Origin of the sequence: Herbaspirillum rhizosphaerae (genome assembly GCF_001189965.1) — a bacterium.
Classification (GTDB): Bacteria; Pseudomonadota; Gammaproteobacteria; order Burkholderiales; family Burkholderiaceae_D; genus Herbaspirillum; species Herbaspirillum rhizosphaerae.
On sequence record NZ_LFLU01000032.1, the window covers coordinates 1 to 14,705 of the forward strand.

Below are 14,705 nucleotides of genomic sequence, written 5' to 3' on the forward strand. Positions count from 1 at the left end.
GTTGATCGAAGAAAAAAACAGCATCAATTAAAAACAGAAGCCGAGTCGGAACAAAACCCCTTACAAATCCAACACCAGAACTCCGCTCCAAGCCCGCGAAACACAAGGCATAAACCAAACATTGGAAGCCTTCTCCTCCTCACTCAGGAACCCATCCCGATGATCGGGAACCCCTTCAATCACCTTCGTCCGACAAGTCCCACATACCCCCACTTCGCAAGAACAATCGACATCGACACCCGCCGCCTGGAGACAAGCCAGCGCCGTCTGATCCGCAGCCACTTCAATTTCCCGCCGGTCTCTCAACCGGATCACAAAAGCCTTGTCGCCGGCATCGGCAACAGGCGCCGAGAACGATTCCTTGTGCACCTGCGCCGCCCCAAGCCGTGCAGACGCCAGCTCAACCACCGCCGCCATGAACGGCCCCGGACCACAGGTGTAGGCATGCGTATCGGCAGCAGCATGTGCAAGCGCAGAAGAAATAACGGAAGCAGTCTGCTCAGGCGACAAGCCGGCATGGATGGAAACGCAGGAAGCCAACGCCGATGCCGTCAGTTCGTCGCGGAACGCAATGCTTTCTTCATCACGCACAAAGTAGTGCAAATGAAATGCTCCACCGTCACGCAGCAAGGCATACGCCATCGACAACACCGGCGTGATCCCGATGCCGCCTGCAAACAGCAGATGCGAACCGGCAGCATCGGACAATGCAAAGGCATTGCGCGGAACACCGATCTGCAGCATGTCGCCTTCTTTCGCGTCGGCATGCAACCAGGCCGAACCGCCGCGCGACTGCGGCTCCTGCTTGACCGCAATGCGGTAACACTCCGGCGATGGTCGGTCGCAACATAGCGAGTATTGACGCGTCAGACCGTTGCCAAGCGTGACGTCAATGTGCGCGCCGGCTTGATAGGAAGGCAGCGAGTCGCCCCGGCAAGCGCGCAGTTCAAAGATACGGATGCCGGCGCCGCTGTGGCGGATGGCGGAGATGATGACGTTCATGATGTCGGGACCTAGACGATCGTGCCACAGGTCAGCGCGGCAAGGATCGGTGGATAAGGAAATGAGCGCACCGCCGGGTTGCAGTGCACTCAGGAACAGTGATGACCTCAGGCCGCCTGTTCGGCCTGCCGGCTGAGCATAGCGACGATGCGGCGCGCACGGTTGGCGCCGGCGTCGACGTGGATATCGATCATCGATGCATTTCCGAACTGGCACATGTTGCGGTACTGCGCCTCAATGATGACGCGGTCTTCTTCGAACGTAACAGCCGTCTGCTGATAGACCAGCTCCAGGTTGTCCGGCGCGTCGGGATGCGACGAGCTGGCCATGGTCCAGAAATAGTGCGACGTTGTTTCCGTCTCCGGCGTGATGCCGTGGAAGCCTCGCATGTGGAAGCCGCCGCGGTCCGGGTCTTCCAGCGACTCGGTATCGGCATCGACCGCGCCGGTGAAGATGTTGAGATGGGTGATGTGGAAATCGATTTCCTGCCAGCGATCGATCTTGCCCTTGAACGGCCACGCCGCGCTGTAAGTCGCCGGCGGCTGCGAGGCCTTCATCCAGCGCACCACGCGCACCTTGTCGCCGTCGCTGCTGACGTTGGTCGGCGCTTCCATGTGCGTTTTGGCGTTGCCGCCGATGGTCTTGGTGTGGACGTAGCCGACGTGGCTGAGGTCGAGCAGATTGTCGTGGATCAGCTGATACGGCGCGTCGTAGTGGAACACGCCGCCCTTGTATTTATAGCGCGGATTGTCGTGCGCGGCGATCTCGGGCGGCAGGCCGGCGGGCTGACTATCGAAGGTTTCTCCCAGCCATAGCCAGATGATCTCATTGCGCACAGCAACCTTGTAGGCCTGGACGCAGGCCTTGCCGGGGATCTTGACCTGGCCGGGGATTTCGATGCACTGGCCGTTCGGCGCATACAGCAGGCCGTGATAACCGCAGCGGATGCCGCCGTCTTCGAGCGCGCCGCAGGACAGCGGTACGCTGCGGTGGCAGCAGCGGTCTTCCAGCGCCGCGACTTCGCCCGAGTCAGTGCGGAACATGACGACCGGGCGGTTGAGCAGGGTACGTGCCAGCGGCTTGTCCTTCAGCTCCCAGACAAAGCCGGCGACGTACCATTGATTCAGTGGAAACATGATGAACTCCTTTCAGTGTTGCTGATCTGCGCGAGGCGCAAATTACTTGGCCGGATCCTTGACGTTGTCGTAGCGGTCGATCTCGGTCGCGACATATTTGCCGTTCTGCTTGTCGATGCGGCGGATATAGATGGTCTGCACGATGTCGTTGGTCTTGTCGTCGATGGCGACGGTGCCGCGCGGACTAGGTGCGCTGTATCCCTTTACGGCATTCATGAAGGCCGTGCCGTCGGTGTTACCGCCGGTCTTGGTCAGTGTTTTGGCGATCAGCGCCATGGCGTCATAGGCCGACACCGACAGGAAATTCGGCTTGAAGCGGCCGCCTACCGTCTGCGAAAACGCTTCGAGGAATTTGGCGTTGTCCGCGCCCGGACGCGAGAACGAATAGAAGCCGGCGGTGTAAATGCCCAGCATCGAATCGCCGCCCATGCTCAGCACGTCTTCGTCGGCCCAGCCTTCACCGCCGAGAAAGCGGATGCCGGCCTTGTCCAATCCTTTTTCCTTGTAGGCCTTGATGAACGACACCATCGGCTGGCCGTTGGGCAGGAATACGTGGATCGCGTCCGGCTTTTCATCCTTGATGCGCTGCAGGTAGGCGCTGTAATCGACCGTGGTCAGCGGCACGCGCACCGAGCTGGTGACGGTGCCGCCCAGTGCGGTGAAAGTCTTGGTGAACCAGGTGTCGGCATCCAATCCCGGCGCATAGTCGGAGACGATCGAGAACACGCGGCGCGAACCGGTCTTGTAGGCCCATTCCGCCAGCGGCTTGACTGACTGCGCAATGGTGTAGGAGGTGCGCGTGATGAAAGGCGATTTGGTGGTGACGGCCGACGATGCGGCGTTCATGACGACCATCGGCTTCTTTGCCTTGTCGACCACGGCGGCGACCGCCATCGCATTGGGCGTGAAGACGAAGCCGGTAATGATGTCGACGTTGTCGCGGCTGATCAGCTCGGTGGCCAGGCGTTTGGCGACATCGGCTTGCGGGCCGGTGTCGTCCTTGTAGATGAGCTGCAGTTTCTTGCCGGCCACGGTGTCGCCGTGCAGACGCAGATAGGTGTCGATGCCGGCTTTCATCTGTTCGCCGCTTTGCGCAGCGACGCCGGTCAGCGAAGTGATGACGCCGATGCGGATGGTCCGGTCGGCGGCAGCGGCGGTGCCGGACGCGGCGCCGAACATGAGGCTTAAGGCGAGGCCGTACAGCGCACGCTTGAGTTGTTGCATGGTGAAGTCTCCTGTCGTTGTTTGTAATTTTTATGCGGCATGTCCTTGCATGCCTTGCTCGGATCACAGTTTGCGTTCTGTCTTGTGTTTGCGGCGATTGCAGAGGATCATACCGAAGCGAAATTATTTGAAAATAGAATTTTCTGCATAATATTTATTCGACTTTCGAATAAAGAATGTGAGCGAAAATCGCCAGCAAGGAGACCGCATGGCCAACTTCGATATGAACCTCTTGCCGATCGCGCTGGCGATCTTCGAGGAGCGCAGCGTCAGCGCCGCCGCGCGCAAGCTCGGCATGAGCCAGCCCGCCGTCAGCGTGGCCTTGAACAAGCTGCGTACCGCGCTCGGCGACCCGCTGTTCGTGCGCACCTCGCACGGCATGGAGCCGACGCCGCGCGCGCTGACGCTGATCAGTCCGACGCGCGACATCCTGCAGCGCATCCATAGCGACGTGCTGGCGAGCGAGGTATTCAATCCCGCCACGACCGCGCGCAAGTTCACGATTGCCTTGTCGGATATCGGTGAGATGACCTTCCTGCCCAAGGTGCTGGACCGTTTTCAGCGGGATGCGCCGGGCGCGTCGGTGGCGTCGGTGTCGATGACGCCGCTGGAACTCAACGCGGCGCTGGAGAATGGCGAAGTGGATCTGGCCGTGGGATATTTTCCGGATCTGAAGAACCGCAACCTGTTTCAGCAGCGGCTGTTTTCACATGACTTCATTTGCCTGCTGCGCGCCGATCATCCGATTCGCTCGCGCAAGATTTCCATGGAGCAGTTTCTGAAACTGGGGCACGCAGTGATCAAGGCGGAGGGGCGCAGCCAGGAGTTGTTCGAGCAATTGCTGATCAAGAAAAAAATCCAGCGCCGCATCGTGCTGTCGACGCCGCACTTCATGTCGATTCCCTTCCTGATCGCTTCGTCGGACCTGGTGGTGACGGTGCCGCGCGCGGTGGGCGCATCGTTTGCGCAGTTCTCCAACATCCGGCTGGTGGAGCCGCCGCTGGAGATACCGACCTTCGACTTGCGCCAGCACTGGCATCGCAAATATCACAAGGATGGCGCCAATGCCTGGCTGCGCTCGATTCTGGCGGAGATGTTTTCCGGCGATTGAGATTGCCGTTGCAGCGATTTATTTATTGTCGTCGTTGCTGTCGCTGCTGCTGACCGGTTTGATGCTCGCCAGCGGCGCGCGGCTCTCGGTATTGTTGCCGCGCACCAGCTTGTCGAGCAACTGCATGAACTGCTCCTGCTCGTCGGCTTCCAGCGGCGACAGCAATCGTTTGCGCAGGCGTTGCGCCGCCGGGATCAGGTCGCTCAGCATCTGCTCGCCGGCCGGCGTGATGTTGAGTGCGCGCTGGCGCCGGTTGTGCGGGATGACCTTGCGCATCAGCAGTCCCTTTTCTTCCAGCCGTACGCAGACGGTGGCGCCGGTCGAGGTGTCGATGCCGACCAGGCCGGCCAGCGTGACCTGGTCGATGCCGGGATGGTTCGACAGCGTACGCAGGATCGCATATTGCACCGGCGTAATGTCGCCGCCCAGTTCATCCAGAAAGATCGATACCGAGATCTGTTGCGCGCGCCGCAACAAGTGGCCGGGGTGCTCATAGAGATCGATCAGCTGGCTCTCTTGCGCTGGCTTTTGTGCTTGTTGTGTTGTGCTTGGACGAGGCATGGTTGTCGGTTGTGAAAAAGACGGATGGTGAAGCTCTGTAGTGTATCCGCTGCGGTGTTGCGCTACGCATTTTTGATGCGATGCGCAAAGAAAAGTACAAAATAAATTCGAAATTCGGTTTACATCGCCGCGCAGTTGGAGGATACTTTTCTCAAACATTCAGTGTACTGAATATTAAATCGAAGAACAAAGCAACAGAGACCCGACGGCCCCACAGACAGGCTGCGGAAGAAGAACGTAATAAGTTGGCGCACGTATTTTTGCGCCGGACAAGAAACATAAACGCAGATGCATTGCAGGCAGATGCCGCGCACCGGCGCGCGTCGTCGGCATGCATCCATGCATCGTCATGCACCCAAGTTTCACGGATTCGCATCACCGGACAATGGAAGTTCCTGAGGAGGAGAAACATGTTTCCAAAAAACACCTGGTACGTCGCCTGCACCCCTGACGAAATCGCCGACAAGCCGCTGGGCCGGCAGGTCTGCGGCGAGAAAATCGTGTTCTATCGCGGCGCCGAAGGCAAGGTCGCGGCGGTCGAAGATTTCTGCCCGCATCGCGGCGCGCCGCTGTCGCTCGGTTTCGTGCGCGACGGCCAACTGGTCTGCGGTTACCACGGACTCGAGATGGGTTGCGACGGCAAGGTCATCAGCATGCCGGGCCAGCGCGTGCGCGGCTTTCCGTGCATCCGCAGCTTTCCGGTGGTGGAGCGCTACGGCTTCATCTGGGTCTGGCCGGGCGAGAAGGAGCTGGCCGATCCGGCGCAGATCCATCACCTGGAATGGGCCGACAATCCCGAATGGGCTTACGGCGGCGGGCTGTATCACATCAACTGCGAATACCGCCTGATGATCGACAACCTGATGGACCTGACGCACGAAACCTATGTGCACGCGTCCAGCATCGGCCAGAAGGAAATCGACGAGGCGCCGGTCAACACCAGGACCGAAGGCGACGAAGTCATCACCAGCCGCTTCATGGAAAACATCATGGCGCCGCCGTTCTGGCGCATGGCCTTGCGCAGCAACGGCCTGGCCGACGACGTGCCGGTCGATCGCTGGCAGATCTGCCACTTCACGCCGCCCAGCCACGTGATGATCGAAGTCGGCGTGGCGCATGCCGGCAAGGGCGGCTACGACGCCGATCCGAAGTACAAGGCATCGAGCATCGTGGTCGATTTCATCACGCCGGAAACCGAAACCTCGCATTGGTACTTCTGGGGCATGGCGCGCAACTTCAAGCCGCAGGACGCGGAACTGACCGCCGCCATCCGCGAAGGCCAGGGCAAGATCTTCGGCGAAGACCGCGACATGCTGGAGATGCAGCAACAGAACATTCTCAAGCATCCGGAGCGCAAGCTGCTGATGCTCAACATCGACGCCGGCGGCGTGCAGTCGCGCCGCCTGCTCGACAAGTGGATGGCGCAGGAGCAGCCTTCGCCGGTTGCCGCGAACGCCGCGTGATCCAAAGTTTTCATTGAATAGCGGAAGCGACCCGAGGCGGTCGCTTCTGTCGTTGCGCGAAATAACCGAGCGCAACGAACATCGACAGTTTCAGCAGAGAGCGCCATGAGCCAGTTACAAGTCAAAGTCATCAGCAAGACCGCGGAAGCCGAAGACATCGCCAGTTTCGAACTGGCCGGCGTCGACGGCAAACCGCTGCCGCCCTTCAGCGCCGGCTCGCACGTCGACGTGCATATCCGCGACGGCCTGATCCGCCAGTATTCGCTGTGCAATCCGCCGCATGAAAGCCATCGCTATCAGATCGGCGTGCTGCGCGACGCTAATTCGCGCGGCGGATCGGTTGCCATGCACGGCGACATCCAGGTCGGCGACGTGCTGACCATCAGCGAGCCGAAGAATCACTTTCCGCTGACGCAAGCCAGACGCACTTTGCTGCTGGCGGGCGGCATCGGCGTTACGCCCATCCTGTGCATGGCCGAACGCCTGGCCGCCACCGGCGCCGACTTCGTCATGCACTATTGCGCGCGCTCGCCGGAGCGCACGGCATTCCGCGACCGCATCGCGGCTTCCGCGTTTGCCGATCGAGTTGTCTACCACTACGACAGCGGCGACGACGCGCAAAAGCTCAAGCTCGCCGAGATGATCGCCACGCCGGACGCCGACACGCATATCTACGTGTGCGGACCGGGCGGTTTCATCGATCACGTCGTCAACACGGCGAAGCAAAAAGGCTGGCCTTCGTCGCAGGTGCATCTGGAATATTTCGGCGCTGCCCCCGTCGAGACCGACGGCGAGGCACCTTTCGACGTCAAGATCGCCAGCAGCGGCCAGGTGTTCACGATTCCCGCCGGCGAGACCGTGATCAAGATCCTCGCCGACAACGGCGTCGACATCCCTGTCTCGTGCGAACAGGGCGTGTGCGGCACCTGCCTCACGCGCGTGCTTGACGGCGTGCCGGATCACCGCGACTTGTACCTGACCGATGAAGAGCGCGCCGCCAACGATCAGTTCACCCCTTGCTGTTCCCGCGCCAAAAGCGCCTTGCTGGTCCTTGATGTCTGATGCCTTCCTATCTGTTTTGACCTGTTCGATAACTAAAAAGAGAGAGACAAAAATGCCCGATTCCATCAATACCCATCGTCGCCGGATCTTGCTGGGAGGCAGCGCTGCGCTGGCCGCCGGCATGTTGCCGTTGTCCGCCTTTGCCGCGGATCCGATCAAGGTCGGCCTGATCGTGCCGATGTCCGGCCCCTTCGCTTCGACCGGCCGCCAGATCGAAGCCGCCGTCAAGCTCTACCAGCAAAAGTACGGCGACACCGTGGCCGGCCGCAAGGTCGAGATTCTGCTGAAAGACGACGGCGGCCTGTCGCCGGACGTCACCAAACGCCTGGCGCAGGAACTGGTGTCGCGCGACAAGGTGCAGGTGCTGGCCGGTTTCGGCCTGACGCCACTGGCGCTGGCGGCCGCGCCCATCGCCACGCAAGCCAAAGTGCCGATGATCGTCACGGCGGCGGCGACTTCCATCATCCCGCAACGCTCGCCGTTTATCGTGCGCACCGGCTTCACGCTGCCGCAGGTGACTGCGCCGCTGGCAAGCTGGGCGGCGAAGAACAAGATCAAGAGCGTGGTCACCTTCGTCAGCGACTACGGCCCCGGCATCGATGCCGAGAAGGTCTTCGTCAAGACTTTCACCGACGCCGGCGGCAAGGTTGTCGAAAGCCTGCGCGCACCGTTGCGCAACCCCGACTACGCGCCTTTCCTGCAACGCGTGAAAGACGCCAAGCCGGAAGCGCTGTTCGTTTTTGTGCCGTCGGGCGAAGGCGCCGCGGTGCTGAAGCAATTCACCGAACGCGGACTGGCCGCTGCCGGCATCCGTCTCATCTGTACCGGCGACGTGCTGGACGACGATTTGATGGCCAGCATCGGCGCGGCATCGAACGGCGTGGTCAGTAGCCATCATTATTCGGCCGCGCATCCGTCGCCGCTGAACAAGGAATACGTCGACGGCATTGCCAAGGCCAACAAGGGCATGCGCGCCAACTTCCACTCGGTCGGCGGCTACGATGGCATGCACCTGCTCTATGAAGCGCTCAAGAAAACCAATGGCGACACCGACGGCGAAAAACTGATCGCCGCCATGAAGGGCATGAGTTGGGAAAGCGTGCGCGGTCCGGTGACGCTGGACGCGGCGGCGCGCGACATGGTGCAGAACGTCTACATCCGCAAGGCGGAGCTGCGCGGCAGCGAGTATTACAACGTAGAATTCGACCAAGTGGAGAAGTTCAAGGATCCGGGCGTCTGATTACCGGATTTCCCGAAATGAAAAAGCCTGGTTCGTGTAATGCGAACCAGGCTTTTTCATCAGGGGCAAGCAAGTGTTTACAGATCGCGGATGAAATCCGTCACCAGCTCCGCAAACGCCTGCGGCTGTTCGATTGCGCTGATATGCGAGGCATCCTTGATCACTGCCAGCTGCGCGCCGGCAATACCGTTGGCCAAGGTTTCCGACATCGACAGTGGCGTCCCCTGATCGAGCTCACCGGCGATCACCAGTGTCGGCGCATTGATCTCACCGAGACGCGAGGTGGTGTCGACCGTACCCACCGCGTTGCAGCAGCCGACGTAGCCGGCAGGATCGATGCCGGTCAGGCGCTCGCGGAAACGCGCCACCGTGGACGCATTCTCCGCGCGAAAGCGATCATGGAAATAACGTCCCATCACGGCATCGGCAATCGCTTCGATGCCTTGCTCGCGCACCGTGGTAATACGTTGCTGCCAGGCTTGCTGCGCGGCTTCCGGATAGCTTGACGTGGTGTTCGCCAGCACCAGCGCGCGCACCAGCGAGGGATGGCGCAAGGCCAGTTCCTGGCCGACCATGCCGCCCATGGACAAGCCAACCCAGATCACCGGACCGGTATCGAGATCGCGCAACATGTGTGCGGCATCGTCGGCCAGATCCGCCATGCTGTAGAGTCCGTCGGCTTTTTCCGAACTGCCGTGGCCGCGATGGTCGTAGGCGATGACCTTGCAATCCGCCGCCAGCTGGTTGGCCAACGCGTCCCACATCATCAGGTCGCAGCCGATGGCGTGGCTGAGTACGATGGTGTGGCGCGGCGCCTTGCCGTTGCGCGGTGTGCGCACGCTGTAGTGCAGCGACGGCGTGCCGCTGCTGCGGCCTTCCTTGCCGATGCCGGAGTGGAAGGTGTCGGCCGGTTTCATCGGCGCCACCGTATAGCCGATCTGCTCGCCGACTTCACGCAGGATCTGTTGCGCGTGCGTGAAAGCTGTGTTGCCCGCCGGGACGCCGGCGTAGATGGCCGACTGGATCAGGACTTCCTTCATTTCATCGGGCGTCAGGCGCGTGGCGGGATCCCCCAGCAGGCCGGCGCGCACGTGCAGCTCGAACTCTTCCCAGCGGCCCAGCGCGATGGTGATCGCCAGCACGATGATGCGGCGGGTCTTGTGGTCGAGGCCGGGGCGGCCCCAGATCTCGTTCCAGGCGAAACGCGTGATCAGGTTCTGGAATTCGGCGTTGAAGTTGGTGGCGTTGCTCACCGAACGGTCTACCCAGGCGTCGCCGAGGACGCTGCGGCGGTTGCGCATGCCGCGCTCGAAATCGTGGTCAAGAGGATCGTAGCTCATGGTTGTCTCGCGTTGTCTCGTTATGGAAATGGATTGGATCGCAGGTTGACGGTTATTGCGTGTCGCTCTGCTGCAGTTTTTTCAATTGCGCTTCAGCCAGCACGCGTGCCGGGCCGGTCGCCTGAACCGGGTCGAACAGATTCTGAATCTTGCCGATATCGACCTGCTTGCTGAGCGCCGGATCTTCCTTGATCGCGGCGGTCAGCACCTCGGCCAACTGCCCTTGAGTAGCCACCACCTGCTGCGTCATTTTTTCCAGCAGGGCGTGTGCATTCGGCCGTCCGATGGCGCCCGCCAGATAGATCGATGCCGCCTCGGCAAACACCAGGCCTTGCAAGGCATCGATATTGCGGCGCATGCGCCGCGTGTCGACGATGAGTCCGGCGAAGGCTTCATTGAGCGCCTTGATCGCACCGTGTGCACCGAGGAACAAGGCCGGCCATTCCGCCAGCTCGGCCTGCCAGTTGCCGAGGCCGCGTTCATGTTGCTGCGCCATGGCGGCCAGTAAGGCGGCGGCATGGTGGGGGGCGCGATTGGCGGCGGCGAGAGCAATCATTGACGACACCGGATTGCGCTTGTGCGGCATCGCCGACGAACCGCCGCGACCGTTGCCGGACGGTTCCGCCAGCTCGGCGATTTCTCCCTGGGCCATCAGGCTCAGGTCGGTGGCGAGTTTGCCGAGACTGCCGGTGAGTACGGCGACTTCCATGCCGAGGCGCATCCATTCGTCGCGCTGGGTATGCCAGGCGGCGTCGGCGACTTTCAACTGCAAGGCCTCGGCCATGCGCTGTGCGACGGCCGGGCCTTTGTCGCCGAGCACGGCGAGCGTGCCGACCGCGCCGCCCAGTTGCAGTTGCAGGGCGCGCGCCGATTGTGCGCGCAGCTGTTCGCGTGCACGCATCAGCGGCGCGGCCCAGCCGACCAGTTTGAAGCCGAAGCTGGTGACCTGCGCCGGCTGCATCAGCGTGCGCGCCAGCACCGGCGTGGAGAGATGCTGCCCGGCCAGCGCCAGCAATTGCGCACTCAGCTCGCCGAGGCCGTCATCGATCAGTTTCAGCGCTTCGCGCGTGGCCAGCACCATGGCGGTGTCGAGCACGTCCTGGCTGGTGCTGCCCCAGTGCACATGGGTGGCCGACTCCTGGCTGGTGAGCGCGACGGTCTTGGTCAATTCCTTGACCAGCGGAATCGCCAGCGCGCCGGCACGGCGGCCGGCCTGGATGATGGCAGGGATGTCGTACAGCTGGGCGTTGCAGACGCTGGCGATGGTGCGCGCCGCGGCTTCGGGGATCACGCCCTCGGCAGCCTCGGCATTGGCCAGCGCCGCCTCAAAATCGAACATCGCCTGCACGATGGACGCATCGTCGAAGACCTTGATCATCTCCGGCGTGGTCAGGAAACTGTCGAATATGGAAACGCTCACGTGGACTCCGTTCTGGATCGATAAAACGCATGCGGGACTCGGTGGATGTTCTCCACGAGTCCCTTATGCAGTCAGGATAGACTAGATCAACATAAGTAAACCTGTTCAAGGTCTGTAGCGAGAGGCCATCAGCCGGTGGCGCCCGGAGCGGAGCTCATTTGCAACCCTTGGAGTGTACTTGGGTACACGAGGATTTCGAGCACCGGACGATGCCGGATCATGGCCTCGCAGTAAGACATTGAATAGGTTTCAGACGTAGTCGAAGAATACTGTTTCCTCTGCGCCCTGCATGTTGATATTCCACAGATAGGAACCATCCGCCTGCTTCTTCGCAATCAGGGTGTCACGGCGTTGCTGCGGCACCTGGCCGAGGATCTCCGACTGCGCCAGTCCCGCGTCGTCTTCCAGGAACACCGCAGTGAACTGATGCTTGGTCAGGCCGCGTGCAAACACGGTGACATAGGCCACCGGCTTGCCGGCGGTCGCAGCCTGCGGCAGGGTGATTTGCAGGCTGAAGCCGCCCTCGTCATTGCTCGGCACGCGGCGATAGCCGGGAATGGCGTGTGCGGTTTCCACCGGCGCGCTGTCGGGCATCCAGGTTTCCAGCCACGCATCGTTGATGGCGACGCCGTCGCCGTCGAAGATCGCGCCCTTGACGACGATCTTCGGCGCGCTGCTTTCCACATTGGCGGTCATGTCCACGGCCCAGCGCCAGGCTTCATGCGGGAACGGGCCGATGGTTTGTGAAGTTGTGATTTTGCTTGTCATCGTATTCTCCAATTCCTCAGGTTTCCATTGGCGTGGCGTTGCGTCCGCGCAGCACGATGTCGAATTCATAGCCGAGCATCTTGTCGTCGACGGTCTCTTCCAGGCTGAAGCGCGAGATCAGACGCTGGCGCGCAGCCTCGTCGGGAATGCTCTGGAAGATCGGGTCGTATTCAAACAGCGGATCGCTGGGGAAATACATCTGTGTCACCAGGCGTTGCGCATACACATTGCCGAACATCGAGAAGTGGATGTGCGCAGGACGCCATGCCTTGTGATGGTTGCCCCAGGGATAAGGACCCGGCTTGATCGTGACGAAGCGATAGCGGCCGTTGTCGTCGGTCAGCATCTTGCCGAAGCCGGTGAAATTGGGATCGAGCGGCGCATCGTGCTGGTCGCGCTTGTGCCAGTAGCGGCCGGCGGAATTGCATTGCCACACTTCCAGCAACGAGTTGCGCACCGGCTTGCCGTCTTCATCGAGCACGCGGCCGGTGACGACGATCTTCTCGCCCAGCGGTTCGCCCTGGCCTTGCGCGGTCATGTCCATGTCGTGCGGCAGGATCAGCTTGGGCGAGGCGAACAGGTTGGTGGTCGTCGCTGCGGCCGCGTTGATGCGCAACGGCGCCTGCGTCGGACCGCGCTTGACGGTGGATTTGTAGGGAGGGTAAATCAGCTCCGGATAAACGCCGGATTCGACTGCGTCGAAGTTCATGGGGTCTCCTTGAAAATAAGCGGTAAAACACGGTGGGCTTTCGGCTATTTTGTCGGTGTTGCTGTGCGAATAACGTGCCGTGTTGTTTTGTTCTGACCGGATCTTAGGCAAGGAAAGGGCGGGCTACAAGGCAGTTGATGGCGGCAGTATTCGGTATTCGCCCTATTTGTGCGAGAATCGCACAAATCGACGACTTTATGCGGATATCGCCATGAATCAGCCCCAGGACGACGCCGACGGCGACATTGCCGCGCCGCACAAACGCGACCTCATTGCCAGCCTGGAAAAAGGCCTGCAAGTGATCGAAGCCTTCGACCAGGAACGTTCGCGCCTGACCATCGCTGAAGTCGCACAACGCACCGGACTCACGCGTGCGGCGGCGCGGCGCTATCTGATCACGCTGGCGCATCTCGGTTATGTGCGGCACGAGCAGAAACTGTTTTCCCTGACGCCGATGATCTTGCGGCTCGGGCAGTCTTATCTGCATTCGGCCAGATTGCCTCGCATCGTGCAGCCTTTGTTGTACCGGCTGGCGTATTCCTTGGAAGAAGCGGCTTCCGCCGGCGTGCTCGATCACGATCAACTGGTGTGCGTTGCCGCGGTGAGTGCGGGGCGGCTGGTGTCGACCACCTTGCAGCCGGGCACGCGCGTGCCGGCGTTTTGTACCGCCAACGGCCGGGTGTTGCTGGCGCACTTGCCGCAGGCGCAGATGGAGCATTTCCTCGAACGCTTGCAGCCGGAGCAGATCACCGCGCACACCATCGTCAACAAGGAACGCCTGGCGCTGGAGATTGCACGCACACGCGAGCAGGGCTATGCACTGGTGGATCAGGAGCTGGAACTCGGCTTGCGGACCATGGCGGTGCCGATCCGCAATTTCCGCGGCGAGGTGGTGGCGGCGATGAATATCAGCGTGCATGCGGCGCGGATGAAGCTGGAAGAGATGGTGGAGAGGTGTTTGCCGGCGATGTTGAAGATTCAGGTGGAGTTGGGGGCGTTGCTTTAGGTGTATATGTTGTGCTGCGCACGGCTTAAGTGTTTTGTTCCGACTTTGCTTGTTGTTGGTAACTGATTCTGTTCTTTCTTCGATCAACCTTGGTTTGCCGGGGGCGGCCCGGCAGCCGCTCACTTTCTTTGCTTCGCCAAAGAAAGTAAGCAAAGAAAGGCGACCGCGGGATCCAGGCCCTTCGGGCTTCCCAGTGCTGCGAAGCAAAAAATGGGAAGGGAAAACAACTCGCTACGCTCAGACATTTTTCCCTTCTTTTTCCATTTTTCGCATCGCATCACTGGCTGGCTCCAAGCGGAACTGCCAGACTGGCTCGCTGCGCCTCGCCAGGGGGGACTCGCCTTCGGCATCGTGATTCTCATCTTCTGTCGTTACTAACTAATCCGTCGTCCCAGCGAACGCTGGGACCCAGTGACGTCAGCGCATCTTCAAACTTCGTCACGGCGCTGGGTTCCAACTTTCGTTGGAACGACAAAGCAAAAGAGACCAAAGCAGCTTGAACCGTCGCAGTACCCTGGCGATGCGAAGCGAGCCAGTCTCGAAGTCCGCTTGAGAGTAGCCGGCGCCAGCAGGTGAAAATCGGAAAAAGAAGGGAAAAATGTCTGAGCGAAGCGAGTTGTTTTCCCTTCCCGATTTTCGCCTGCTGGCGCCGGGAACCCCGAA

General features: G+C 61.0%; 14 protein-coding genes. 5 read left to right on the forward strand and 9 right to left on the reverse strand.

The window, feature by feature from the left end; genetic code table 11:
• Nucleotides 1–60 precede the first annotated feature (60 nt).
• The 3 genes from AKL25_RS23350 to AKL25_RS23360 all read right to left on the reverse strand — a co-directional run bounded on the left by AKL25_RS23350 (nucleotide 61) and on the right by AKL25_RS23360 (nucleotide 3,362).
• Nucleotides 61–1,002, reverse strand: a complete 942-nt coding sequence (locus tag AKL25_RS23350) for a PDR/VanB family oxidoreductase (protein WP_050480099.1) — start codon at nucleotides 1,000–1,002, stop codon at nucleotides 61–63.
• Between the two features lie 107 nt (nucleotides 1,003–1,109).
• The gene (locus AKL25_RS23355) at nucleotides 1,110–2,138 is read right to left on the reverse strand and encodes an aromatic ring-hydroxylating oxygenase subunit alpha (RefSeq protein ID WP_050480100.1); all 1,029 of its coding nucleotides are present in this window, start codon (nucleotides 2,136–2,138) and stop codon (nucleotides 1,110–1,112) included.
• 42 nt (nucleotides 2,139–2,180) lie between these two features.
• Nucleotides 2,181–3,362: an ABC transporter substrate-binding protein gene (locus AKL25_RS23360; RefSeq protein ID WP_050480101.1), complete on the reverse strand. Its 1,182-nt coding sequence runs from the start codon at nucleotides 3,360–3,362 to the stop codon at nucleotides 2,181–2,183.
• Nucleotides 3,363–3,570: 208 nt separating this feature from the next.
• On the opposite strand from AKL25_RS23360, the gene AKL25_RS23365 reads away from it, so the two are divergent.
• On the forward strand, nucleotides 3,571–4,473 hold the full coding sequence (locus AKL25_RS23365; protein ID WP_050480102.1) for a LysR family transcriptional regulator: 903 nt from the start codon (nucleotides 3,571–3,573) through the stop codon (nucleotides 4,471–4,473).
• An 18-nt stretch (nucleotides 4,474–4,491) separates the two neighbouring features.
• Here AKL25_RS23365 and AKL25_RS23370 read toward each other — a convergent pair whose 3' ends face one another.
• Nucleotides 4,492–5,034: a MarR family winged helix-turn-helix transcriptional regulator gene (locus AKL25_RS23370; RefSeq protein ID WP_050480103.1), complete on the reverse strand. Its 543-nt coding sequence runs from the start codon at nucleotides 5,032–5,034 to the stop codon at nucleotides 4,492–4,494.
• A 410-nt stretch (nucleotides 5,035–5,444) separates the two neighbouring features.
• Between AKL25_RS23370 and AKL25_RS23375 the strand changes: the two genes are divergently transcribed.
• The 3 genes from AKL25_RS23375 (at nucleotide 5,445) to AKL25_RS23385 (ending at nucleotide 8,799) form a co-directional block, all read left to right on the forward strand.
• Nucleotides 5,445–6,497 carry an aromatic ring-hydroxylating dioxygenase subunit alpha gene (locus tag AKL25_RS23375; RefSeq protein ID WP_050480104.1) on the forward strand — a complete coding sequence of 351 codons (1,053 nt, stop codon included), beginning with the start codon at nucleotides 5,445–5,447 and terminating at the stop codon, nucleotides 6,495–6,497.
• Nucleotides 6,498–6,602: 105 nt separating this feature from the next.
• Nucleotides 6,603–7,559, forward strand: a complete 957-nt coding sequence (locus tag AKL25_RS23380; RefSeq protein WP_050480105.1) for a PDR/VanB family oxidoreductase — start codon at nucleotides 6,603–6,605, stop codon at nucleotides 7,557–7,559.
• 52 nt (nucleotides 7,560–7,611) lie between these two features.
• A complete protein-coding gene (locus tag AKL25_RS23385) occupies nucleotides 7,612–8,799 on the forward strand; it encodes an ABC transporter substrate-binding protein (RefSeq protein ID WP_050480106.1) in 1,188 nt (395 codons plus the stop codon).
• Between the two features lie 77 nt (nucleotides 8,800–8,876).
• Here AKL25_RS23385 and pcaCD read toward each other — a convergent pair whose 3' ends face one another.
• The 4 genes from pcaCD to pcaH form a co-directional block, all read right to left on the reverse strand.
• Nucleotides 8,877–10,139 (reverse strand): bifunctional 4-carboxymuconolactone decarboxylase/3-oxoadipate enol-lactonase PcaCD, encoded by a 1,263-nt coding sequence (pcaCD, locus tag AKL25_RS23390; RefSeq protein ID WP_050480107.1) that lies wholly within the window; start codon nucleotides 10,137–10,139, stop codon nucleotides 8,877–8,879.
• Nucleotides 10,140–10,191: 52 nt separating this feature from the next.
• On the reverse strand, nucleotides 10,192–11,559 hold the full coding sequence (locus tag AKL25_RS23395) for a lyase family protein (protein WP_050480108.1): 1,368 nt from the start codon (nucleotides 11,557–11,559) through the stop codon (nucleotides 10,192–10,194).
• A 249-nt stretch (nucleotides 11,560–11,808) separates the two neighbouring features.
• Nucleotides 11,809–12,327 (reverse strand): peptidase associated/transthyretin-like domain-containing protein, encoded by a 519-nt coding sequence (locus AKL25_RS23400; RefSeq protein WP_050480109.1) that lies wholly within the window; start codon nucleotides 12,325–12,327, stop codon nucleotides 11,809–11,811.
• A 16-nt stretch (nucleotides 12,328–12,343) separates the two neighbouring features.
• Nucleotides 12,344–13,036, reverse strand: coding sequence for a protocatechuate 3,4-dioxygenase subunit beta (pcaH, locus tag AKL25_RS23405; RefSeq protein ID WP_050480110.1), 693 nt, complete (start codon nucleotides 13,034–13,036; stop codon nucleotides 12,344–12,346).
• Nucleotides 13,037–13,247: 211 nt separating this feature from the next.
• On the opposite strand from pcaH, the gene AKL25_RS23410 reads away from it, so the two are divergent.
• Entirely contained in the window at nucleotides 13,248–14,042 is a 795-nt protein-coding gene (locus tag AKL25_RS23410) for an IclR family transcriptional regulator domain-containing protein (RefSeq protein WP_050480111.1), read from the forward strand.
• Nucleotides 14,043–14,400: 358 nt separating this feature from the next.
• On the opposite strand, the gene AKL25_RS24575 is transcribed toward AKL25_RS23410, so the two are convergent.
• On the reverse strand, nucleotides 14,401–14,705 hold a 305-nt coding region (locus AKL25_RS24575; RefSeq protein ID WP_205627303.1), incomplete at its 5' end, for a hypothetical protein.